This window comes from Stenotrophomonas sp. AS012628, assembly GCF_010608305.1.
Taxonomy (GTDB): domain Bacteria; phylum Pseudomonadota; class Gammaproteobacteria; order Xanthomonadales; family Xanthomonadaceae; genus Stenotrophomonas; species Stenotrophomonas geniculata.
On the sequence record NZ_VMBJ01000012.1, the window covers coordinates 48,405 to 70,466 of the forward strand.

At 66.7% G+C, this 22,062-nt stretch carries 24 protein-coding genes and 1 tRNA gene; 19 read left to right on the top strand and 6 right to left on the bottom strand.

The annotated features are described in order from the left end of the window. Positions 1 to 27: 27 nt before the first annotated feature. The 14 genes from G5A07_RS07895 (at position 28) to G5A07_RS07960 (ending at position 11,360) form a co-directional block, all read left to right on the top strand. The gene (locus tag G5A07_RS07895) at positions 28 to 537 is read left to right on the top strand and encodes a YceD family protein (protein ID WP_019659501.1); all 510 of its coding nucleotides are present in this window, start codon (positions 28 to 30) and stop codon (positions 535 to 537) included. Positions 538 to 644: 107 nt separating this feature from the next. Further along, entirely contained in the window at positions 645 to 839 is a 195-nt protein-coding gene (gene rpmF / locus G5A07_RS07900; protein ID WP_005408308.1) for a 50S ribosomal protein L32, read from the top strand. A gap of 91 nt (positions 840 to 930) precedes the next feature. Next, on the top strand, positions 931 to 1,908 hold the full coding sequence (locus G5A07_RS07905) for a beta-ketoacyl-ACP synthase III (protein WP_014036188.1): 978 nt from the start codon (positions 931 to 933) through the stop codon (positions 1,906 to 1,908). Positions 1,909 to 1,985: 77 nt separating this feature from the next. Further along, positions 1,986 to 2,768: a hypothetical protein gene (locus G5A07_RS07910; protein WP_049481399.1), complete on the top strand. Its 783-nt coding sequence runs from the start codon at positions 1,986 to 1,988 to the stop codon at positions 2,766 to 2,768. Positions 2,769 to 2,936: 168 nt separating this feature from the next. Then, positions 2,937 to 3,881, top strand: a complete 945-nt coding sequence (gene fabD / locus G5A07_RS07915) for an ACP S-malonyltransferase (RefSeq protein ID WP_010483822.1) — start codon at positions 2,937 to 2,939, stop codon at positions 3,879 to 3,881. Between the two features lie 81 nt (positions 3,882 to 3,962). Continuing rightward, positions 3,963 to 4,706, top strand: a complete 744-nt coding sequence (gene fabG, locus G5A07_RS07920; protein WP_005408312.1) for a 3-oxoacyl-ACP reductase FabG — start codon at positions 3,963 to 3,965, stop codon at positions 4,704 to 4,706. A gap of 152 nt (positions 4,707 to 4,858) precedes the next feature. Further along, positions 4,859 to 5,098: an acyl carrier protein gene (gene acpP, locus G5A07_RS07925; protein WP_005415509.1), complete on the top strand. Its 240-nt coding sequence runs from the start codon at positions 4,859 to 4,861 to the stop codon at positions 5,096 to 5,098. A gap of 143 nt (positions 5,099 to 5,241) precedes the next feature. Next, positions 5,242 to 6,504 carry a beta-ketoacyl-ACP synthase II gene (fabF, locus tag G5A07_RS07930; RefSeq protein WP_019338749.1) on the top strand — a complete coding sequence of 421 codons (1,263 nt, stop codon included), beginning with the start codon at positions 5,242 to 5,244 and terminating at the stop codon, positions 6,502 to 6,504. A gap of 92 nt (positions 6,505 to 6,596) precedes the next feature. After that, positions 6,597 to 7,961 carry an aminodeoxychorismate synthase component I gene (locus tag G5A07_RS07935; protein ID WP_010483816.1) on the top strand — a complete coding sequence of 455 codons (1,365 nt, stop codon included), beginning with the start codon at positions 6,597 to 6,599 and terminating at the stop codon, positions 7,959 to 7,961. 164 nt (positions 7,962 to 8,125) lie between these two features. Further along, positions 8,126 to 9,187 (top strand): endolytic transglycosylase MltG, encoded by a 1,062-nt coding sequence (gene mltG / locus G5A07_RS07940; RefSeq protein WP_043398233.1) that lies wholly within the window; start codon positions 8,126 to 8,128, stop codon positions 9,185 to 9,187. Continuing rightward, entirely contained in the window at positions 9,184 to 9,849 is a 666-nt protein-coding gene (gene tmk / locus G5A07_RS07945; protein WP_019336901.1) for a dTMP kinase, read from the top strand. The genes mltG and tmk overlap by 4 nt, the downstream gene beginning before the upstream one ends. Next, complete coding sequence (locus G5A07_RS07950; protein WP_134958057.1) at positions 9,846 to 10,802, top strand: DNA polymerase III subunit delta'; 957 nt, start codon at positions 9,846 to 9,848, stop codon at positions 10,800 to 10,802. Before tmk ends, G5A07_RS07950 begins: the two co-directional genes overlap by 4 nt. After that, positions 10,799 to 11,152: a PilZ domain-containing protein gene (locus G5A07_RS07955; protein WP_005412452.1), complete on the top strand. Its 354-nt coding sequence runs from the start codon at positions 10,799 to 10,801 to the stop codon at positions 11,150 to 11,152. Before G5A07_RS07950 ends, G5A07_RS07955 begins: the two co-directional genes overlap by 4 nt. Before the next feature lie 133 nt (positions 11,153 to 11,285). Continuing rightward, positions 11,286 to 11,360: transfer RNA gene (locus G5A07_RS07960), tRNA-Val, on the top strand. Positions 11,361 to 11,445: 85 nt separating this feature from the next. Here the strand turns inward: G5A07_RS07960 and G5A07_RS07965 are convergent. Then, positions 11,446 to 12,009, bottom strand: coding sequence for a hypothetical protein (locus tag G5A07_RS07965; RefSeq protein WP_191863122.1), 564 nt, complete (start codon positions 12,007 to 12,009; stop codon positions 11,446 to 11,448). 52 nt (positions 12,010 to 12,061) lie between these two features. Next, positions 12,062 to 12,469, bottom strand: a complete 408-nt coding sequence (locus tag G5A07_RS07970) for a hypothetical protein (RefSeq protein ID WP_043398242.1) — start codon at positions 12,467 to 12,469, stop codon at positions 12,062 to 12,064. Between the two features lie 564 nt (positions 12,470 to 13,033). On the opposite strand from G5A07_RS07970, the gene G5A07_RS07975 reads away from it, so the two are divergent. The 4 genes from G5A07_RS07975 to G5A07_RS07990 all read left to right on the top strand — a co-directional run bounded on the left by G5A07_RS07975 (position 13,034) and on the right by G5A07_RS07990 (position 17,783). Beyond that, entirely contained in the window at positions 13,034 to 13,414 is a 381-nt protein-coding gene (locus G5A07_RS07975; protein WP_005408320.1) for a tautomerase family protein, read from the top strand. Positions 13,415 to 13,605: 191 nt separating this feature from the next. Beyond that, positions 13,606 to 14,001 (top strand): DUF2946 family protein, encoded by a 396-nt coding sequence (locus tag G5A07_RS07980; protein WP_049481392.1) that lies wholly within the window; start codon positions 13,606 to 13,608, stop codon positions 13,999 to 14,001. A 129-nt stretch (positions 14,002 to 14,130) separates the two neighbouring features. After that, on the top strand, positions 14,131 to 16,266 hold the full coding sequence (locus G5A07_RS07985) for a TonB-dependent receptor (protein WP_191863123.1): 2,136 nt from the start codon (positions 14,131 to 14,133) through the stop codon (positions 16,264 to 16,266). Between the two features lie 11 nt (positions 16,267 to 16,277). Further along, positions 16,278 to 17,783, top strand: a complete 1,506-nt coding sequence (locus G5A07_RS07990; RefSeq protein WP_191863124.1) for a PepSY domain-containing protein — start codon at positions 16,278 to 16,280, stop codon at positions 17,781 to 17,783. A gap of 9 nt (positions 17,784 to 17,792) precedes the next feature. On the opposite strand, the gene G5A07_RS07995 is transcribed toward G5A07_RS07990, so the two are convergent. Both G5A07_RS07995 and G5A07_RS08000 read right to left on the bottom strand, forming a co-directional pair. Further along, a complete protein-coding gene (locus G5A07_RS07995) occupies positions 17,793 to 18,926 on the bottom strand; it encodes an MFS transporter (RefSeq protein WP_191863125.1) in 1,134 nt (377 codons plus the stop codon). Between the two features lie 11 nt (positions 18,927 to 18,937). Next, positions 18,938 to 19,714, bottom strand: coding sequence for a DeoR/GlpR family DNA-binding transcription regulator (locus G5A07_RS08000; protein ID WP_019336922.1), 777 nt, complete (start codon positions 19,712 to 19,714; stop codon positions 18,938 to 18,940). Positions 19,715 to 19,874: 160 nt separating this feature from the next. Here G5A07_RS08000 and smqnr point away from each other — a divergent pair, with 160 nt between their 5' ends. Next, positions 19,875 to 20,522 (top strand): SmQnr family pentapeptide repeat protein, encoded by a 648-nt coding sequence (smqnr, locus tag G5A07_RS08005; RefSeq protein WP_010483741.1) that lies wholly within the window; start codon positions 19,875 to 19,877, stop codon positions 20,520 to 20,522. A 3-nt stretch (positions 20,523 to 20,525) separates the two neighbouring features. Here smqnr and G5A07_RS08010 read toward each other — a convergent pair whose 3' ends face one another. Both G5A07_RS08010 and G5A07_RS08015 read right to left on the bottom strand, forming a co-directional pair. Further along, entirely contained in the window at positions 20,526 to 21,200 is a 675-nt protein-coding gene (locus G5A07_RS08010) for a class I SAM-dependent methyltransferase (protein WP_191863126.1), read from the bottom strand. A gap of 86 nt (positions 21,201 to 21,286) precedes the next feature. Further along, positions 21,287 to 21,985, bottom strand: coding sequence for a glutathione S-transferase family protein (locus G5A07_RS08015; protein ID WP_010483737.1), 699 nt, complete (start codon positions 21,983 to 21,985; stop codon positions 21,287 to 21,289). Positions 21,986 to 22,062 lie beyond the last annotated feature (77 nt).

The following is a 22,062-nucleotide window of genomic DNA, read 5'->3' on the forward strand; positions in this document are numbered from 1 at the left end:
GCCCGGATCCTTAGTATTCAGCGGCTTATGTCCGCGAACGTGCCCGAAACGCTGGATGCCTGGCGGATGGTTGTAGCGCGAAGGCGCTTCGACGGTCAGGTCTCCCTGGCTGAATTGACCCGCCTGCAGGGGTTGGTCGCAGATACCGACGGCGAGTGCGTCTACTCGCTTGAATTCGGTCGCGACGACGTCTTGCGGGTATCCTATGTGGAACTGACCATCGACACCGCGTTGCCGCTGACCTGTCAGCGCAGCATGCAGCGATTCCTGTTGCCGGTGAAGGTGACCCAGAGGCTTGGCCTGATCCGCGACGAGGACGAGGAATCGTCCCTGCCGGAGGAATACGAGGCGTTGCTGGTGCCGGAAGATGGCCAGCTGAAGCCGCTGGATCTGGTCGAGGACGAGCTGGTGCTGGCGGTGCCGGTGGTACCGCTGTCGCCCGACGGTGAAGCAGTCGACAAGGACTGGGCGCCGAGCGAAGAAGAAACAAAGAAGGCCAACCCGTTTGCGGCGTTGGCGGCATTGAAGAAACAATAGCAGCCGGTTGTCGTCGGCGGCTGCGGCGAAAGCGAAAAGTGTGCTGGGCGCTGGCGTCCTGTGCGACGAAACGACGAAGCAAAACGAACCGAGTTTGGAGCAATCCCATGGCTGTCCAGAAATCCCGTGTTACCCCGTCCCGCCGCGGCCAGCGCCGTTCGCATGACGCCCTGAGCGCCAAGCAGCTGTCGACCGACCCGACCACCGGCGAAGTGCATCTGCGTCACCACATCACTGCCGATGGTTTCTACCGCGGCAAGAAGGTCATCCAGACCAAGACCTCGGCCGTCGAAGAAGATTGATGTGCCGGGAAGGCCGCTGCCTCCGGGCAGCGGCCTTTGCCTTCTTTCCCGGGCGTGCCGGTGATCGGCGGCCCGCGCAACAGGAAACATGATGAGCAAGCGGATCTACTCGAGGATCGCGGGCACCGGCAGCTATTTGCCGGAAAAAGTCCTGACCAACGCCGACCTGGAAAAAATGGTCGAAACCTCGGACGAGTGGATCCAGTCGCGCACCGGCATTCGTGAACGGCACATCGCGGCCGAAGGCGAAACCACCAGCGACCTTGGCTACAACGCCGCCTTGCGCGCGCTGGAAGCCGCAGGCATCGACGCTTCGCAGCTCGACATGATCGTGGTCGGTACGACCACGCCTGACCTTATTTTCCCGTCCACCGCGTGCCTGATCCAGGCCAAGCTCGGTGTGGCCGGGTGCCCCGCCTTCGACGTCAACGCAGCCTGCTCGGGCTTCGTGTTCGCGCTGGGCGTGGCCGATAAATTCATCCGTTCCGGTGACTGCAAGCACGTGCTGGTGATCGGCACCGAAACGCTGACCCGCATGGTCGACTGGAACGATCGCACCACCTGCGTACTGTTCGGCGATGGCGCTGGCGCCGTCGTGCTCAAGGCCGACGAAGAGACCGGCATCCTCAGCACCCACCTGCATGCCGACGGCAGCAAGAAGGAACTGCTGTGGAACCCGGTCGGCGTCTCGAGCGGTTTCAAGGACGGCGCCAACGGTGGCGGCACCATCAACATGAAGGGCAACGACGTGTTCAAGTACGCCGTCAAGGCGCTGGACTCGGTCGTGGACGAGACCCTGGCCGCCAACGGCCTGGACAAGTCCGACCTGGATTGGCTGATTCCGCACCAGGCCAACCTGCGCATCATCGAAGCCACCGCCAAGCGCCTGGACATGTCGATGGACCAGGTCGTGGTGACCGTCGACAAGCACGGCAATACCTCGTCCGGCTCTGTGCCGCTGGCGCTGGACGCCGCCGTGCGTTCGGGCAGGGTCGAACGTGGCCAGCTGCTGCTGCTGGAAGCCTTCGGCGGCGGCTTCACGTGGGGTTCGGCTCTGCTGCGCTATTGATAGTGCAAGTTACGACAACGTGAAGCTTTGTCGTTGCGGCCCCTCTGGGGCCGTAACGCGTTTAAGGAGGACCTGTCATGGTTGAGCCCATCGTCATCGAAGGGCAACGTGCCTGGCTGAAGCAGTACGGCAAGGGAAGCCGGGCGCTGGCCCTTGGCCTGCTCAATTTTGTTGCCCGTCGTTTTCATCTGGACGCCCTGCGCCCGCCGCCGCACCGTGGCGGCGACGCCGCACGCGAAACCGAAGCCCGTCGCCTTGCAGAACTGCAGGCGCAGGGCGTGAACGTGCCCGACGTGCTGGGTACCGGCCATGCCGCGCTGGTGATCGGCGACAACGGCAGTTCGTTCAATACCTGCCTGCGCGAAGCCGACGACGCAGGTCGCGACCGACTGGTGATGGCGGCGATGCTGGCCATTGCCGCAGCGCATGCGCGCGGCGCCTATTTCGGCCAGCCGTTGCCGCGCAATCTCACCTGGGATGGCGAGAACGTCGGTTTCATCGACTTCGAGGAAGATCCGCTGGAAGTGATGGATCTGTCCGAAGCGCAGGCCCGCGACTGGCTGATGTTCGGCTATGGCGTGGCCAAGTACTACGCCGACCGCCCCGAGCACCTGCAGGCGATGATGGCCGATGCGATGGGCGATGCCCAGGCGCTGGTGCGCGAGCACGTGCACGCGGTCAGCGGCCGCCTGCGCAGCCTGGCCCGGGTCTGCATGAAGCTGGGCCGCTCAGCGCGCGCGCTGGCCCACTCCATTTTCATCGCCCATGGCGCCAGCACCGCTGGCGTGCTGATGCTGGTGGGCCTGTGCGTGGATTTCCTCGCCGACGGCGACCTGGACGTCCTGCAGCTGTTCTGCTGATCAGCGGCTGGGGCCGGATCCCTTTTTCCCATGGAGAGGCATCCGGCCCCGGATCTCCAGCGTGTTGCGACAGCCATTCACCATACGCGTGCATACGCGCACGTACAGACGACACGGCATGTTCCCCCTTATCATGGCCCGCTTCGATTGCAACAAGCGGATGACCGCGTGACCCTATCCACCCTCGCTTTTGTCTTCCCCGGCCAGGGCTCGCAGTCTGTGGGCATGGTGGCCGAGCTGGCCGAACTGCACCCGCAGGTGCGTGACGCCTTCACCGAGGCATCCGATGGTGCCGGCGTCGACCTGTGGGCGCTGTCCCAGGGCGGCCCGGAGGAAATGCTCAACCGCACCGAATACACCCAGCCGGCCCTGCTGGCCGCAAGCATCGGCGTGTGGCGCGCCTGGAACGCCGTGGGCGGTCCGCGCCCGTCGGTGCTGGCTGGTCACAGCCTGGGCGAGTACACCGCCCTGGTTGCCGCTGGCGCGCTGAGCCTGCATGACGGTGCGCACCTGGTGCGCCTGCGCGGCCAGCTGATGCAGGAAGCCGCGCCGGCCGGTGTCGGCGCCATGGCCGCCGTGCTCGGCGCCGAAGACCAGCTGGTGCTGGACGTCTGCGCTGAAGCGGCAGGCAGCCAGGTGGTGGTGCCGGCCAACTTCAATTCGCCGGGCCAGATCGTGATCGGTGGCGACGCCGATGCGGTCGACCGCGCGCTGGCGCTGCTGGCCGAGAAGGGCGTGCGCAAGGCGGTCAAGCTGGCCGTGAGCGTGCCCTCGCACACCCCGCTGATGCGCGAAGCCGCCAACCGCCTGGCCGAAGTGATGGCCGGCCTGGCCTGGCAGGCGCCGCAGCTGCCGGTGGTGCAGAACGTCGACGCCAAGGTGCATGACGGCATCGACGCGATCCGTACCGCGCTGGTCCAGCAGCTGTACCAGCCGGTGCAGTGGACCGGCTGCGTGCAGGCGCTGGCTGGCCGTGGCGTCACCCAGATCGCCGAGTGCGGCCCGGGCAAGGTGCTGACCGGCCTGGTCAAGCGCATCGACAAGGCCATCGACGGCCGTTCGCTGGCCACGCCGGGCGACTTCGAAGCTGCCCGCGAGGCATGGTCGGCCTGATCCCCCTGTTCCTGCCGACCGTACCAGTGGCCGCTGCACGCGGCACGGGTGCGGCGGCCGCCCCAGCCTGAGGAAAACATCATGAGCAAGCCCCTGCAGGGTGAAATCGCACTGGTCACCGGCGCCAGCCGTGGCATTGGTGCCGCCATCGCCGATCTGCTGGCCGCCCAAGGCGCCACCGTCATTGGCACCGCCACCACCGAATCCGGCGCTGCCGCGATCGGTGAGCGCCTGGCCGCCCACGGTGGTCATGGCCGCGCGCTGAATGTCACCGACGCGGCTGCGCTGGACAGCGTGCTGGACGGCATCGCCAAGGAATTCGGCCCGATCTCGATCCTGGTCAACAATGCCGGCATCACCCGCGACAACCTGCTGATGCGCATGAAGGACGAGGACTGGGCGTCGATCATCGACACCAACCTGACCAGCGTGTTCCGTACCAGCAAGGCGGTAATGCGCGGCATGATGAAGGCGCGCAAGGGCCGCATCATCAACATCGCATCGGTGGTGGGCGTGACCGGCAATGCCGGCCAGGCCAACTACGCTGCCGCCAAGGCCGGCATCATCGGCTTCAGCAAGTCGCTGGCCAAGGAAATCGGTTCGCGCGGTGTCACCGTCAATGTTGTCGCACCTGGCTTCATCGACACCGACATGACCAAGGCGTTGCCGGAAGAAGCGCGTACCGCGCTGATCAACGATATCGCCCTCGAACGCCTGGGTTCGCCGGAAGACATCGCCCATGCGGTGGCCTTCCTGGCCAGCCCGGCTGCCGGTTACATCACCGGCGAAACCCTCCATGTGAACGGTGGCATGTACATGCCGTAAGCAAGGGGCGCAGGGATTGCGCCGCAAGTGATTGATCTGCTGAGGTTTTTGCTGCGATGCAAGGCCGCGCCGGTTTCCACTACACTATCCCACGGCCATCGCCTTTGATGGCGACCACTTTTGAACCACAACTCCATCTGGAGCGAGATCCCATGAGCACCATCGAAGAACGCGTCAAGAAAATCGTCGTCGAACAGCTTGGCGTCAAGGAAGAAGAAGTCACCAACAGCGCATCGTTCGTCGATGACCTGGGCGCTGACTCGCTGGACACCGTCGAGCTGGTGATGGCCCTGGAAGAAGAATTCGAGTGCGAGATCCCGGACGAAGAAGCCGAGAAGATCAGCACCGTGCAGGCCGCCATCGACTACATCAAGGCCCACGTCAAGGCCTGATGTCAGACGGCAGTGCGCGCGCGGGTTCACGCTCGCCGCGCACCGCACCCCATGGGGCCGCTGTTGCGGCCCCGTGTGTTTGAGCATCACACCGAAGCAAACCGAGTTGCCCGTTGAAACCATCCGGGCCAGGAGAATCAGCAATGAAGCGTCGCGTCGTCGTAACCGGCCTGGGTATCGTCTCGCCGTTGGGCAATGATCTGGCCAGCAGCTGGGAAGGCATCACCCATGGTCGTTCGGGCATCGGTCCGCTGACCAACGTTTCTGATGCCTATCTGGATCGGTTCACCACCAAGATTGCAGGTGAGGTCAAGGGATTCGACATCACCGCCGACAATGAACTGTTCGGCAAATTCCGGGTCAGCGGCAAGGATGCCAAGAAGATGGACCCGTTCATCCATTACGGCCTCGGTGCCTCGTTCATGGCCCTGCACGACTCGGGCCTGGAGATCACCGACGCCAATGCCGAACGCATCGGCGCCATCGTCGGCGCCGGCATCGGCGGCCTGCTCGGCATCGAAGAGCAGACCATCGAGTTCCACGAGGGCAAGAAGATCTCGCCCTTCTACGTGCCCAAGACCATCATCAACATGCTGCCGGGCCAGCTGAGCATCATCACCGGCCTGAAGGGCCCGTCGTTCTCGGCGGTGTCGGCGTGCGCGACCTCGAACCACTCGATCGGCACCGCGATGCGCATGATCCAGTACGGCGATGCCGACGTGATGGTGGTCGGTGGTGCCGAGCGTGGCTCGTCGCCGACCGCGCTGGGCGGCTTCTGCGCGATGAAGGCCATGAGCACCCGCAACGATGCCCCGGAACAGGCCTCGCGCCCATGGGACAAGGACCGTGACGGCTTCGTGCTGGGCGACGGCGCCGGCATCCTGATCCTGGAAGAGTACGAGCACGCCAGGGCGCGTGGCGCGAAGATCTACTGCGAGCTGGCCGGTTTCGGCGCCAGCTCCGATGCGTACCACATGACCGCACCGAGCGAGAACGGCGAAGGTGCCGCCCGCTGCATGGCCATGGCCATGAAGGACGCCGGCGTGACCCCGGAGCAGGTCGGCTACCTCAACGCGCACGGCACCTCCACGCCACTGGGCGACCTGGGCGAGACCATGGCGATGAAGACTGCCTTCGGCGACCACGCCTACAAGATGATGGTCAGCTCCACCAAGTCGATGACCGGCCATCTGCTGGGCGCTGCCGGCGGCGTGGAAGCGATCTTCTCGGTGATGGCGCTGCAGGACAACGTCATTCCGCCGACCATCAACCTGCAGCAGCCGGGCGAAGGCTGCGACCTGGACTACGTGCCCAACGAAGCACGCCAGGCCAAGGTGGACGTGGTGATGTCGAATGGTTTTGGCTTCGGCGGCACCAACGGCACGCTGGTCTTCAAGCGCGTCTGACCGAGTTGTAGCGTCGAGCCATGCTCGACTCCGCGTTCCATGGAGCCGCCGCAAGGCGGCTTCCGTGCATCTGATACCCCGAACTGGCTGCCATGACCCACGCACCGCTGATTCACCCGTTGCCGCATCCGATCGATCTGCTGGCGCTGCAGCAGCACGACCCGGCGCGCTTCCCGCTGCTGATGGAATCCACCGCCTCGGGCACCGCCCAGGGCCGCTGGAGCCTGCTGCTGGCCGCGCAGGGCGAGGGCCTGCGGCTGGACGCCGATGGCCAGGTGCGCGATCTGCACGACGTGGTGCAGCCCGGCACGTTCCTGCAGGCACTGGACCGTGCCTGGCAGCATGAGCGCCTGTCGCACGACGGCAGCCACAGCCTGCCGTTCCGTGGCGGCTGGGCGCTGATGCTGGATTACGAAGTGGCCAGCCAGATCGAACCGGTTCTGCCGGCGCGTGCGCGCGAGGACGGCCGCCCGACCGCGCTGGCACTGCGCTGCCCGGCTGCGGTGCTGCACGACCATCACAACGATGCCAGCTTCGTCATCGCCGAAGCCGGCGAGCAGGCGCTGCTGGACGCGCTGGTGGCACTGGCTTCGGCCGCGATGCCCGAAGCCGGGCAAGGCTGGCAGCCGCCGCAGTCGGTGGCCGAGGATGCGCCGCAGCGCTTCACCGACGGCGTGCGCCGGGTGATCGACTACCTGCGCGCCGGCGATGTGTTCCAGGTGAACCTGTCGCGGCGCTGGAGCGCCCGGTTCGCCGCGCCGGTCAGCCCGCAGGCGCTGTACGCGCAGTTGCGCCGTGCCAACCCGGCACCGTTCGCCGGCCTGTTCAGCGCGCACGGCCGCCACGTGGTCAGTTCCTCGCCGGAGCGGCTGGTGTCGGTGCATGCCGGCCATGCGCAGACCCGTCCGATTGCCGGCACGCGTCCGCGCTTCGAAGGCGACGATGATGCCGCGCGCATCCAGGAGCTGGTCGGCCACCCCAAGGAGCGCGCCGAGCACGTGATGCTGATCGACCTGGAACGCAACGACCTGGGCCGCATCTGCCTGCCCGGCACCGTGGTGGTCGACGAGCTGATGACCGTGGAGAGCTACGCTCATGTGCACCACATCGTCAGCAACGTCAGTGGCCATCTGCGCCCGGAGGTCACGCCCGGCGAGGTGATCGCCGCCACGTTCCCGGGCGGCACCATCACCGGCTGCCCCAAGGTGCGCTGCATGCAGATCATCAGCGAACTGGAGCAGGTGCCGCGCGGTGCCTATACCGGCGCCTTCGGCTGGCTGAACCGGGATGGCGACCTGGACCTGAACATCCTGATCCGCACCGCCGAAGTGGATGGCCACGAGGTGAGCTTCCGCACCGGCGCCGGCATCGTGGTTGATTCGGACCCGGACAAGGAACTGGACGAGACCCGCGCCAAGGCGCGCGGCCTGCTGCGCGCGCTCGGTCAGCAAGGCTGATTGACCGCCCCCGCCGGGCATGGCCCGGCGCTACCGACGCATCACCCTCCCGGTAGCGCCGGGCCATGCCCGGCGAGCGAAGCGGGGTTGGGTGCCACCCCGGTCATGACCCCACACCAGCGGCACGGTATCCTGCACGACGGAATCGAGTTCAGAGGTAGTCCATGGCGGGAGCCAAGCGCGGGTGTCTGTTCGTGGTAACGCTGGTGGTGGTGCTGGCCGCTGTCGTGGCCGGCGCGGGCGCGTGGTTCTTCTACCAGCAGACCCGCTTCGCCGATGCCCCGATCACTCCCACCGCCGAAAGTGTGGTCATCGCCAGCGGCGATGGCATGAACAGCGTGCTGCGCAAGCTGCGCGATGCCGGCGTGGACGAGGGCCAGGACACCCAGTGGCAGTTGCTGGCGCGCCAGCTCGATGCCGCCGGCAAGCTGAAGGTGGGCGAGTACGCGCTCAGCGGCGACCTGACCCCGCGCGAGCTGCTGTTGCGCATGCGTGCCGGCAGGGTGCTGCAGCACCGTGTCACCATCATCGAAGGCTGGAACATCCGCCAGCTGCGTGCCGCGCTCAAGCGCGCCGAGCCGCTGCTGCACACCACCGACAATCTTGATGACGCCGCGCTGATGCAGCGCCTCGGCTTCGGTGGACAGCATCCGGAAGGCCGCTTCCTGCCGGAGACCTACGTCTACCAGCGCGGCGACAGTGATCTGGACGTGCTCAAGCGCGCCCACGCCGCGATGGAAAAGGCGCTGGATGAAGCCTGGGAAAGCCGCGCGCCGGACCTGCCGATCAACACGCCCTACGAACTGCTGACGATGGCCTCGATCATCGAGAAGGAAACCGCATTGGCCAGCGAGCGCCCGCAGATTGCCGGCGTGTTCATGCGTCGCCTGAAGATCGGCATGCGCCTGCAGACCGACCCGACCGTGATCTACGGCATCGGTGCCGCGTATGACGGCAACATCCGCCGCCGCGACCTGACCACCGATACGCCCTACAACACCTATACCCGTGCGGGCCTGACCCCGACCCCGATCGCCATGCCCAGCCGCGATGCACTGATGGCCGCCGCGCAACCCGCAGCGGGCGACGCGCTGTATTTCGTCGCCGTGGGCGATGGCAGTGGCGCGCACGTGTTCTCGCCCAGCCTGGACCAGCACAACGCCGCAGTCGCCCGCTACCTGCAGCAGCTGCGCCAGCAACGTACCAAGGAGACCTCGGCGCAATGAGTCCCGCGCTGCTTCGCCACCCGCGTTTCGTCAGCCTGGAAGGCGGCGAGGGCGCAGGCAAGACCACCGCCATCAACGCCATCCGTGACTGCCTGCGCAGCCACGGCCACGAGGTGGTGCTGACCCGCGAGCCGGGCGGCACGCCCCTGGCCGAGCGCATCCGCGGCCTGGTGCTGAAGCCCGATGCCGAGATCGCCGCCGAACCGCTCAGCGCCGAAGCCGAGCTGCTGCTGGTGTTCGCCGCACGCGCGCAGCACGTGCGCCAGGTGATCCAGCCGGCGCTGCAGCGCGGCGCCTATGTGCTGAGCGATCGCTTCACCGATTCCAGCTATGCCTACCAAGGCGGTGGCCGCGGCCTCGATCCGCAGTGGATTGCCGATCTGGAACGACGCGCGGTGGGCCTGCTGCCGGGCCTGACCCTGCTGCTGGACGTGGACGTGGCGGTGGGCCGCGCACGCGCCAATGGCCGCGACCTGTGGCCGGACCGCATCGAGAGCGAGCAGGACGATTTCTTCCAGCGCGTGCGCGAAGTGTTCCGCAGCCGCGCACAGCAGGATCCGCAGCGCTTCGCGCTGGTCGACGCTGGCCAGGTGCAGGAACGCGTGGCGGCCGACGTGGTCGCGCGTGTCGAGCGCTGGCTGCGGGACGGGGAGGGCGTATGAGCACGTTTTCGCCGTGGCAGCAGCGCGCGTTCGATCAGACGGTTGCTGCGCTCGATGCAGACCGGCTCGGTCATGGCCTGCTGATCTGCGGCCCGGCCGGGTTGGGTAAGCGCGAGGTGGCACTGGCGCTGGCCGACCACGTGCTGGCGCGCGGTGATGCCGCGCATGCCACGCGCACGCGCCAGCTGATCGCCGCGGGTACCCACCCGGACCTGCAGCTGGTCAGCTTCATCCCGAACAAGAGCGGCGACAAGCTGCGCACCGAGATCGTCATCGAGCAGGTGCGTGAGATCACCGACACGCTGGCGCTGACCCCGCAGTACGGCGTGGCACAGGTGGTGATCGTCGACCCGGCCGATGCGATCAACCGCTCGGCCGCCAATGCACTGCTGAAGACCCTGGAAGAGCCGCAGCCCGGCCGTTACCTGTGGCTGATCAGCAGCGACCCGGCGCGGCTGCCGCAGACCATCCGCAGCCGTTGCCAGCGCCTGGAATTCAAGCTGCCGCCGCAGCATGAAGCACTGGCCTGGCTGCAGCAGCAGGGACACAGCGAGGCGTCGGCGCGCGAAGCGCTGGAGGCTGCACGCGGCCATCCCGGCCAGGCCGACAACTGGCTGCGCGAAGATGGCCTGAGCCTGCGCCGCGAGGTTGGCCGCGAGCTGGAACAGCTGGCCGCCGGCAAGACCGGTGCGGTGGAGCTGGCGCAGAAGTGGTGCGGCGACGACAACGCAGCGCTGCGCCTGCGCTTTGCCGCCGACCTGGCGCTGGCCCAGGCCAGCACCGATGCCTTGACCACGCCGGAGCGATTGCACAAGCTTGCAGCCTGGTTCGATGCGGCCAACCGCACCCGCGACCTGCTGCGCACCACGGTGCGCGCAGACCTTGCGGTGGTCGAGTTGCTGCTGGCCTGGAACAAGGTGAACGAGCGGCCTGCCGCAAGGGGAAATCGATGAGTGCCAGCAACGCCCGCCAGGGCATCCTGTCCCTGGCCGTGAAGGACAAAGCCGCGCTGTACAGCGCGTACATGCCGTTCGTGAAGAATGGCGGCATCTTCGTGCCCACGCCCAAGCGCTACTTCCTGGGCGACGAGGTGTTCCTGTTGCTGACCCTGCCCGATTCCAGCGAGCGCCTGCCGGTGGCCGGCAAGGTGATCTGGGTGACCCCGGCCGGCGCGCAGGGCAACCGCACCGCCGGTATCGGCGTGCAGCTGGCCGACGGTGCCGAAGGCGAGGGCGTGCGCCACAAGATCGAGACCCTGCTGGCTGGACTTACCGGCTCGGACAAGCCGACCCACACGATGTGAGGTAGCACCGGGGCCTTTCTGTAGAGCCGAGCCATGCTTGGCTGCGGACCCCGGAAACACCCGTGAACACGAATGTGAAAAACTGTTGACGGCCTCTGAAAAGCCCCTATAATGAGCGGCTCAGCAACACACCGGGCGGTTAGCTCAGCGGTAGAGCATTGCCTTCACACGGCAAGGGTCACAGGTTCGATCCCTGTACCGCCCACCATGTTGCAGAACGAAAGAAGCCTCCAGCAATGGGGGCTTTTTTGTTGCCTGCGATTCTGCTGGGCCGACGGGCAGCGGACCCTGTCTCAGCCGTGTTCGTCCAACAGCGCGCGCGCGATCAGTGCCGTTGCATCCAGCAGGTCGTGGCCGCTGCCGGCCTGCACCACCACTGCAAGCAGACCACGGCCCACCTCGGCATTGCCGCTGGTCAGTTCCATCTCGCCTTCAAAGCACAGATCGGCCAACCATTCGTGGACCTGTTGCAGCCCGCGCTTGCGGGCGCGGCGGAACTCCGCGAGCAGCTTCGCCTGGCCGGCCTCACGCTCGCCATCGGCAAGCAGGCCGATGGCTCCGCCGTGCGCTGCGCGCCAGAGGGCTGGCAGCGGGCGACCGTTCGCGTCAACCACGTCTGCCGCGAACTCCGCGCAGTACATTTCGTAGCGCTTGCCCGCTGTGCTGCGAGGCACGATGCTGGTTTGGGCGAGCAAGCGTTCGGCTTCATCCAGTTTGCTGAACTTCAAGCGCAGCAGTGCAGGGCGGCTCAGTTGTTGTGCCAGCGCCTGCTGGTTGGCGGCGAACCATACGTTCCAGCCTACGCTTGCGCGGCCCTCCAGAGCGGCCTTGAAATACTCCAGGTGTTCGGCGTCCATTGCAGTCCCCAGCGTTTCCTGCGCGATTGTAGCGGGAGCGCATCCGGGCCGGTCAGGCGTCGCCGCCGGAGAGGCAGTGATGCGCCTCGCGCACCAGTTGCCGTGCCGCCACGATCAGTCCGTCGGTATGGAAGGCGCCCAGCTGTTCCTCCGGGCCGGCCTCGGCACGCGCCCGGTCGGCGGCCTGCAGCAGATCGAGCACTGCGCTGAGCCCGGACATCGAGCGGCGCAGCGAAGCGTGATTGCTGGCGCCGAGGGTGAGGCCGCCACACGGTTGCCCGTCATCGGCGTCGGCGTTGCTGATCGCATTGAGGCAGGCGAAGAACGTGGGCGACTGCACGGGCAGGTTCTGTTCCTGCAAGGCGCACTCGATCTCGTGCGCGAGCTCTTCAGGCACGTCGGCGGCGATGTTGCCGATCAGGGCGTGCAGGCGGGGACGGTCGGCGGTGCGATTGGTCATGGCGAAACCCTCACTGGCGTGGGGCCACCTTCCGGAGTGAAGGTGGCGGACGGTGCGGGTTGGCGTACCAAGGCAAACGAACTCCCATCGAGAAGAAGGCCTGGCGGATCTGTCGATCCCCACGCACCGGCCGCCATTGAAGGCAATCGGTGCATTCTCTCTGCTGCGGCGTAAATCGCAGCGATGGGTGTTCATTCGTTTATTCGAGACGCCAATCCCGGCCCAGGCAATCTGCCTCGGCGCGGTGATCATGGGATCGCGCAATCACGGTGGTCTGTAAGGAAAGTTCTCAACTCCACGCAGGCACACCAAGCGTTTCCGGTTCTGTGCCCTCCAGCATCCGCCGACTGTGTCGCCCATCACTGATGGCGCAGAGCGCCCTTCTGCCGACCGTGCACGTGACGACTCCAGAGCGGCGCCGCCATGGCAATTCCGTCACCCGGCGCGCGCAGGCGGGAATGTGTCATGCATGGAGCCAGAGGGTTCCATCCCTGCGCTGTCCCACCGCCCCGGGCAGGCGTAGTCTCAGCCTGTCGCCGTACCCATCCACGCTGGAGTGCCACCATGCCGCTCGCCCGCATCGATCTTCGCAAAGGTAAATCCGCCGACTACCTGCAACGTGTCGGCGAAGCCATCTACCAGGCCATGCGCGCGGTGGGCGTGCCGGAGAACGACCGCTTCCAGATCTTCCAGCAGCACGACGCCGGCACGCTGATCTACGACCCCGGCTACCTGGGCGTGGACCGCACCGACGACTTCATCTGCATCCAGATCACCTGGAACGAAGGGCGCACGCTGGAGCAGAAGAAGGCGCTGTATGCCGGCATCGCTGATGGCCTGCACGCGGCGGTGGGCATCCGCCGCGAGGATGTGTTCATCAACCTGGTGGAAGTGAAAAAGGAGAACTGGTCGTTCGGTAACGGGGTAGCGCAGTACGTGAGTTGATGCGCGAAAAGCATCCACGCATGGCATGAATCTACTGGATGGAGGGCGTGCGCGGGGGAGGACAGTCCTGCGTCACCGTGTCGCAGGGGGCAAACCCTGAACGGGGTCCAAGGTTGGCCATGGCCCCGTAGAATGGCGACGTGCGCCGTTCTGTTCTCCACCGCCGGTTCCAGGCCCTGGCATGGCTTGCCATGCTGCTGGTGCTGCTTGCCCCGCTGGTGAGCCGCTGGCTGGCGCATGGTCACGTGGCTGCCGCTGCGCCGGTGGCGGCCATGGACCACGCAATGCAGGCAGAACATGCGCAGCACGCGATGGAAGGGCAACACGACCATCACGCGACGGCGATGCCGCACGGCGAGGCTACAAAGAAGCCCGCTGCCGATCCACACGCCGATCATGAAATGGGCGTGGACTGCGATTACTGCCTGATCGCTGCACGGCTGATCACCCTGCTGGTGGCGGCCGTGCTGCTGTTGGCGCAGATGGCACCGGTGTGCCGCGCGTTGCGCGGTGCGGTGCAGACGTTGCCGCAACGGATCAGCGGCACATTGGGAGCGCGTGGGCCGCCGGCCTTGATGGCCGTCTGAGCCGCACGCGCGTTGCATTGATCGTTTTCCCATGAGGTTGCCGGCTACGGCCGGTGCCCGTACGCGCGTGCTTGTCCTTTTCTGATTGCTGCCCTGCCATTGCGGGGTGGCCTTGCATGCCGTGGAAAAATGAAAACGAACCCCAACTCCGCACGCCTGCGCCGGGCGGCGCTGTCTGTCGCCTGCGCGCTGCTGCACTCCGCTTCTGCCCTTGCTGCCGACGCGGCACCCCCGACCACGCTGGAGACCGTACGCGTGATCGATACCCGCAGCGGTGAGCTGTCATCCACCGCCAGCGCAGGCTCTGCGTTGGGCTTGAGCGTGCTGCAGACGCCGGCCAGCCTGACGGTGATTTCGCGCGAACAGCTGGATCAGCGCGGCGACAGCAACCTCAACGATGCGATCAGCCGAGCGGGTGCGATCAGTGCGATGCCGCATCCGGGCAATGGCCTGAGTGCGCTGTCCAGCCGCGGCTTCACCGACGGTGCCTCGGTGATGCGGCTGTACGATGGGCTGCGCCAGTACGGCGGCGTGGGCATCACCTTCCCGTTCGATACCTGGTCGATCGAACGCATCGAAGTGCTGCGCGGCCCGGCCTCAGTGATCCATGGCGATGGTGCGATCGGCGGGGTGATCAACATCGTGCCGAAGAAGCCCTCGCGCGGTGCCATCGAAAACGAGATCAGCATGACCGTGGGCAGCGAAGACACCGCGCGGCTGGGCTTCGGCAGTGGTGGCGCGCTGACGCCCGGGCTGGCCTACCGGCTGGATGTGAGTGGCAACTACAGCGGTGGCTGGGTTGACCGTGGGCGCAACAGTGACGCGACGTTCTCCGGTGCATTGCTGTGGCAGCCGCGCCCGGACCTGCAGCTGACGCTCACCCATGCGCAAGGCTACCAGCAGCCGATGCGCTACTTCGGCACGCCGCTGGTCGAGGGCCGCCAGCTGGAAGCGCTGCGCCATCGAAACTACAACGTGGACGACAGCGAGATCCGTTATCGCGACCGCTGGACCCAGCTTGATGCGCTGTGGACACCGAACGCGAACGTGGAATGGCGCACGCGCCTCTACCAGATCGACAGCCAGCGTGATTGGCGCAACGCCGAGGCCTATGTCTACAACCCGCGTACCGGCCTGATCGACCGCTCGGGCAACACCGAGATCACCCACAACCAGGACCAGACCGGGCTGACCTCGACGCTGCGCGTGCAGGGTGAAGTGGGCGGTCTGTCCAACAGTTTCGCGGTGGGGATGGATGTCAACCGCGCGCACTTCAAGCACACCAACAACACCTATGCCGGCAGCTCGGGCCCGGTCGATCCGTTCGATCCGGTGCCAGGCCGGTTCGCCAGCGATGCGCCCAACCTGCCGCGCTATCGCAACCGCGCCGAGCAGTACGCGCTGTTCGTGGAGGACCGGCTGGCGTTGAGCGAACGCTGGTCGGTACTGGGTGGGCTGCGCCACGACCGCGCGCGCATCGATCGCACCGATCTGATCAGTGGCCAGAACGCGTTCTCGAAGACCTACAGCAGCACCGGCTGGCGTGCAGGTACCGTATTCGCGCTGCAGCCGACGCTGAGCCTCTACGCGCAGTACTCACAGGCGGCGGACCCGGTCAGTGGACTGCTGATGATCAGCCCAGCCAACGGTGCCTTCGATCTGGCCAAGGGCCGGCAGATCGAGGTGGGCCTGAAGCAGGCCTTCGATGGCGGCGAGTGGACGCTGGCGGCGTATCGCATCCGCAAGACCGGTCTGCTCAGCCGTGATCCGCTGGTGCCGGATCGCCGAGTGCAGGTGGGTGCGCAGACCTCGCGCGGTATTGAAGCGTCCTTGAACTGGAACTTCGCGCCGCACTGGTCGCTCGATGCCAACGCGACGGTGCTGAAGGCCGAGTTCGAGGACTTCCTGGAAACCACGGGTTCGCCGGCGGTGCTGGTGTCGCGTGATGGCAACGTACCGCCGAACGTGGCCGAGCGCTTGGCCAACGCATGGTTGAGCTGGCAGTTCCTGCCGGACTGGAGCGCAGCGGCGGGTGTTCGCTATGTCGGCAAGCGCTACGCCGACAATGCCAACGCGTTGGAACTTCCCGGCTACAGCACCACCGATCTGGCACTGACCTGGCAGGCGGCACCGCGCACGCGGCTGTCCGCGCGGTTGTTCAACGTGTTCGACAAGGCGTACTACGCCACCGCGTACTACACCAGCACGCAATGGCTGCTGGGTGCGGACCGGCGCGTCGAATTCACCGTCGACCATCGCTTCTGAGGAGGCCGGCCATGACGCTGCGATCCACCGCCAGGCGCTGGACCTACCTGGTGCATCGCTGGCTGGGCATTGGTGGGTGCCTGTTGATGCTGCTGTGGTTCGTGAGTGGCATGGTGATGCTGTTCATCGGCTACCCGAAGCTGACGCCGGGTGAGCGGCTGGCGGCGTTGCCGGTGCTGGGGGATGCCCGCGGCTGGCAGGGGCTGTCGGCATTGCCGGCCGCCGTGCAGGCCGAGCCGGAGGCCGTGGCACTGACGACGCTGCGCGGCGAGCCAGCGTACGTGGTGCGAAGCGGCGGCAACGTGGGCGCCTGGTCTGCGCGCACCGGCCAGGTTCTGCTGCCGGTGTCGGCACAGCATGCCGAAGCATCCGCTGCGCAGTTTGCTGGCGGCCAGGCGTTCGTCGGCGCGATGCGCGTGGATGAGGATCGCTGGACGCACTCGCGCGCGCTGGACGCGCACCGGCCGCTGTACCGGGTGGAGGTAGGGGGTGCGCAGCCGGGTGACCTGTATGTGTCCTCGCACACCGGCGAAGTGGTGCTGGACGCACCGCATGTGCAGCAGCGTTGGAACTATGTGGGTGCCTGGCTGCACTGGCTGTACTTCCTGCGCATGCAGTCGGTGGACCCGGTGTGGACGTGGGTGGTGATCGTGTTGTCCGCGCTGTGCACGGTGGCCGCAGTCAGCGGCATCGTGGTCGGTGTGTGGCGCTGGCGTTTCCGTGGACACTACCGTTCGGGTGCGAAGACGCCATACGTCGAACCATGGATGCGCTGGCACCATCTGATCGGGCTGGTGGCTGCAGCGTTTGTGTTCACCTGGATCTTCAGCGGGCTGATGTCGATGAACCCGTGGGGCGTCTTGAGCAGCACGCGCGAGGCGATCGACAGCGGACGTTATCGTGGTGGCACGGTGGCGGTGGATGGCGCATTGGGTGAGCCGACGGCGCTGCTGACGGCCGTCGAGGCCGAGCGGTTTATGCCCGTGGAGATCCAGTGGCGACGCATCGGTGGCGAGCTGTTCGCGGTGCTGCTGGACGGACAGGGCGAGACCCGTATCGTGTCCGGCAGCAATGGGCATCTGCAGGGTGCGCGGTTGCTGCCGGCCGGGTGGCTGCAGCAGAAGGTGCGGGCGCTGTCGGATGCGCCCATGCAGGGGTACTGGGTCCAGCATGCAGCGGATGCGTACTTCTACCCACGTGCACCGGAAGCCATGAACGGCGCAGCGGTGCGCCGCTTCCCGGTGGCGGTGGTGGATTTCGGCGATGCCGAGGCGACGCGCGTCTACCTAGACCTGGCCACCGGCGATCCATTGCTGACGATGGGGTATCGCGAGCGGGTGGGGCGCTGGCTGTTCTACTTCCTGCACAGCTGGGACCTGCCTGCGATGCTGCGCTTCGACACCGCCCGGTTGGCTGTTCTGCTGCTGTTGAGCGTTGCGGGCACTGCGTTGTGTGCAACGGCCACGGTGATCGGCTACCGCCGGTTGCGGATGAAGCTGCGGCGCAGGCGGCGCTGATGCACTGGGCTACACCCGCAGCCAGCGCGTGGACACTGCAACCAGCAACAAGGCCGTGGCCACGCCGATGAACGCGGCGATCAGGCCGAAATGGTTGGCGGCGAAGCCGATCAGCGCCGGTCCGGCAAGGATGCCGGCGAAGCCCAGCGTGGAAACGGCGGTGATCGCCAGCGCACCCGGCATGCGGGTCTGGTGGCCGGCCAGCGAGAACAGCGCCGGTGCGATGTTGGCGCAGCCAAGGCCGACCAGCACATAGCCCGCCAGCGACGCCTGCCATGGCGTGACCAGGGTCAGCACCAGCACGCCAGCGGCAGCAAGCAGAGCGCCGAAAACGATCGCGCGCTGGCGGCCCACGCGCGCCACCAGTGCATCGCCGAACAGGCGGGCGATGGTCATGGTCAGGGTGAAGGTCACATAGCCGATACCGGCGAGGCTGGCATCGACGCGACGCACATCGCTGAGGAACACCGCGCTCCAATCCAGCATCGCACCTTCGCCGAGGAACGCAACGAACGCCAGTACGCCGATGAACAGCACGATGCCGTGTGGCAGGGCCAGCATCGGTGTGTCGTGCGGCATCCGTTCGCTGTGCCAGTACGCCGCTGACAGCAGCAACGCCAGCAGCATGGCGCCGACGCCGATCAGCACCGACGCTATCGGCGGCAATTGCGCGGACAGCAGCACAGTCATGGTGGCCGCGCCGAGGAAGCCGCCGATGCTGAAGAAGGCATGGAAGCCGGACATCATCACGCGCCGTGCTTCGCGCTCGACGATGACGGCCTGTACGTTCATCGTGCAGTCCATCGCGCCCACGGCGGCACCGAACACGAACAGCACCAGTCCCAGCGTCCAGGCCGAACCGGCCAGTGCCAGGCCAGGCACCGTCAGGCAGATCAGCAGGCTGCTGGCCACCATCACCCGGCGGCAGCCGAGGCGCGCGGCCAGCACGCCGGACAAGGGCATCGCCAGCAGCGAACCGGCACCGAGGCAGAGCAGTACCAGGCCCAGCGTCGCGTCATTGATCTCGGTACGTGCCTTGGCGAAGGGCACCAGCGTGGCCCACAGCGCGGTGGCGAAGCCGGGAATGAAGAATGCAGCGCGGGTCGCGTGCTGTTCGGCACGCGCGCGGTTGGCGAGGGACATGAGCGGTACGGTCAGGGAGGAGTGGGGTGCACCGCAATACCGGCGGCGCGGAAGCGAGCTGCCAGTGCGGGCGGTGCGGTGGTGGTCAGCACCAGATCGTCGATCTCGTCGAGGCTGGCGATCTGCCAGTGGCCGCGGGCGCCGAGCTTTTCCGTGGTGGCGGCGACGATGATGCGACTGCTGCAGGCCACCATCGCGCGCTTGAGCGTGGCTTCCTCGGCATCCATCGCCCACACGCCGGTGTCGCCGTCCACCGCGCAGGGGCCGGGCAGGTACACGTCGGCACGCAGGCGTTGCACCTGGGCCAACGCTTCGGCACCGACCGCACCGCCGCCGCTGGCCAGGCGGCCGCCGATCAGCTGCACCAGGGTGCCTTCAAGCATGCTGGCGGCTGTGGCGATCTGCGGGGCATTGGTGATCACCGTCAGCCCGAGAGCGGCCGGCAGTTGCTGGGCGATCGCCAGGTTGGTCGAACCGGCATCAAGCAGTACGACCTGGCCGGGTTGCAGCAGCGCGCAGACGCGGGCGGCCAGCTCGGCCTTGTCGCTGCGGTCGCGGGTGAGCCGCTCGCGCAGCGGGCGTTCCTTCGGCGGTGGCAGCACGGCGCCGCCGTAGACACGCTGGCACAGGCCCTGTGCGGCCAGCTCGCGCAGGTCTCGGCGGATCGAGTCTTCGGAGACGGCATAGCGGCGCGCCAGTTCGGCGGCGACCACGCGGCCCTGCTGGCGCAGTTCCTCGAGGATCTGCCGGGTGCGCTGGGCGGGAAGGGGGCTGGGAACAGAGCTCATGACACAAGTCTGCACATTCGTGCATTAACGTGCAACAACGTGCAATGGATGGAAGTGGGCACAGGGTGGCTGGACTGCCGGTGAACCCGCCGACGCCTGGGGTCTATGGATCGCCCTCGCGGCCCGGCATCATGGCGGGGCACCTGGCATGGAATCCCTGATGTCCCCCACCGTTCACCGCGAGCTGCGCATCGGCGCAGACCAGTACACCGGCCAGAAGGTGGTCGACCAGCAGTTCCACAAGTGCGATTTCTCCGGCGCGGACCTGACCGGCACCGAGTTCATCAACTGCAGTTTCTACGATGCCGACAGCCGTGCCGGCTGTCGCTTCAACGGCGCCACGCTGAAGGAAGCCAGCTTCCGCAGCTGCGACATCAGCATGTGCCACTTCAACTTCATCAAGGCACTGGGCCTGGAGATCAGCGAGTGCCGCGCGCAGGGCGCGGATTTCAGCAACGCCAGCTTCATGAACCAGATCACCACGCGGAGCTGGTTCTGCAGTGCCTTCATCAAGAAGTCGAACCTGCGCTACGCGAACTTCTCGCGGGTGACGCTGGAGAAGTGCGAGCTATGGGAAAACCGTTGGGACGGTGCGAACGTGAGTGGCGCCAGCTTCGCCGGCTCGGACCTGTCCGGCGGCCAGTTCGAGGGCATCGACTGGAACAGCGCCAACTTCACCGACTGCGATCTGACCAACTCCGAGCTGGGCGAGCTGGACCTGCGCAGGACCAACCTGCGCGGCGCCACGCTGGACGTGCAGCAGGTGGCGCTGTTGATGCAGCGCATCGGCATCACCGTGGTGCCGTAGGCATCACCTGGCGTACGCCACCCAGCCCTTGAAGCTGAAGCCGGCATAGAACAGCTCCACGTCGTCGAAGCCGGCCTCCTGCAGCAGGGCGACCTCCTGCTCGGGCGCCAGCAGCGGCAGCCGCTCGGCAATGGCCTCGATCGCGCGCTGCGCATCGGTGCGGGCAACCCCCGAGGCTTCGGCGAACGCCGCGTAGCGCTGCAACCAGCGCAGCTTGCCGGCCGGATCCTGCGGCACGCTGTGGTGCGCCACCACCAGCGGCGCGCCGGGCTGCAGGCGCCGGTGCAGCTCGCGCAACGTGTGCAGGCGCTGCGCGGCGTCGAGGAAGTGCAGGGTCAACAGGCAGCTGGCACCGTCGAAGCGCAGATCGGGCGCATCGTCGATGTAGCCTTCCAGCAGCTGCACGCGCGACTTCAGCGGACCCAGTGTCTGTTCGGCCAGGGCCAGCATCGGTGCGGCCGGATCCACGCCGAGCAACTGCCAGCCCGGCTGTGCCTCGGCGAAGGCCTTCAGCTCAAGCCCGCCACCGGCACCGAGTACCAGCACGCGGCCCTGTGCGGGAACGCGTTCGGCCAGCAGCAGGCGGCTCATCTGCTGCAACGCGAGGAAACCGGGCACCTGGCGCAGCGGTGCTTCGGCATAGCGGGCCACCGCCTGCGGGTCGGAGAACGTGGACATGTGCGGATTCCTTCGACGGGGACAGACCACTGTAGCGCGGCGCGCAAGAGGCATTGCGCGCCGCTGCCGCAGAGACAGCACAGGGCTCAGGCCGCTGCGGCCTCAAGCACGTCTTCCAGCCTCACCTCGCCGAGGAAGCCACCACTGCTGGTTGCCGGCTGCTGCGCTTCGATGGCGTGGGCGAACTGCACGCCCGCGTCGTCCTGCAGGCGTTCGAACAGCTGCTGCACCCTGGGGAACTCGCGGCGGTCGACCACCTGGTGATAGTCGTTCCAGCGCGCGATGCCGGCGAAGTAGGCATCGGCGAAGCTGCGCTGTTCGCCCAGCAGCCACGGGCCCGTACCGATCATCTGCTCCAGCGCCTGGTGGGCGTGGCGCACCTTGGTCGTGCCATAGGCACCCAGCACCTCGGCTTCATCACCTTCCGCATGCTCCAGTGCGTGCCAGAGCGGCGCGTAGGCACCGAAGAAGCTGGTGTTGAGATAGGCCAGCCGGTGGTTGAGGCGATCGAAGCCAGCCGTGCCCTGTGCGAAGCCCAGCCCCTGCGCGATGCCCTTCGCAGCCAGGTGGTTGAGGATGGCCAGGCTCTCGCTGAGCAGCTCGCCCTGCGGGGTTCGCAGGGTCGGGGTTTCGCCCAGTGGATTGAGGCGGCGGTAGTCTTCGCCCTGCACCTGGCCGGGCATGTCGATGCGGCACAGCTGGTAAGGCTGGCGCAGCCACTCCAGTGCAACGATGGAGCCGAACGAGCAGCCCGAGGGCACGCCATAGAAGAGGATCGGGGTCATGGCAGGTTTCCGGTTCAAGCCGCGATGCGGCGGGTGAGGAAAGCGTGCCTGCGTGGACATTGCCCCGGAAGCCGTTC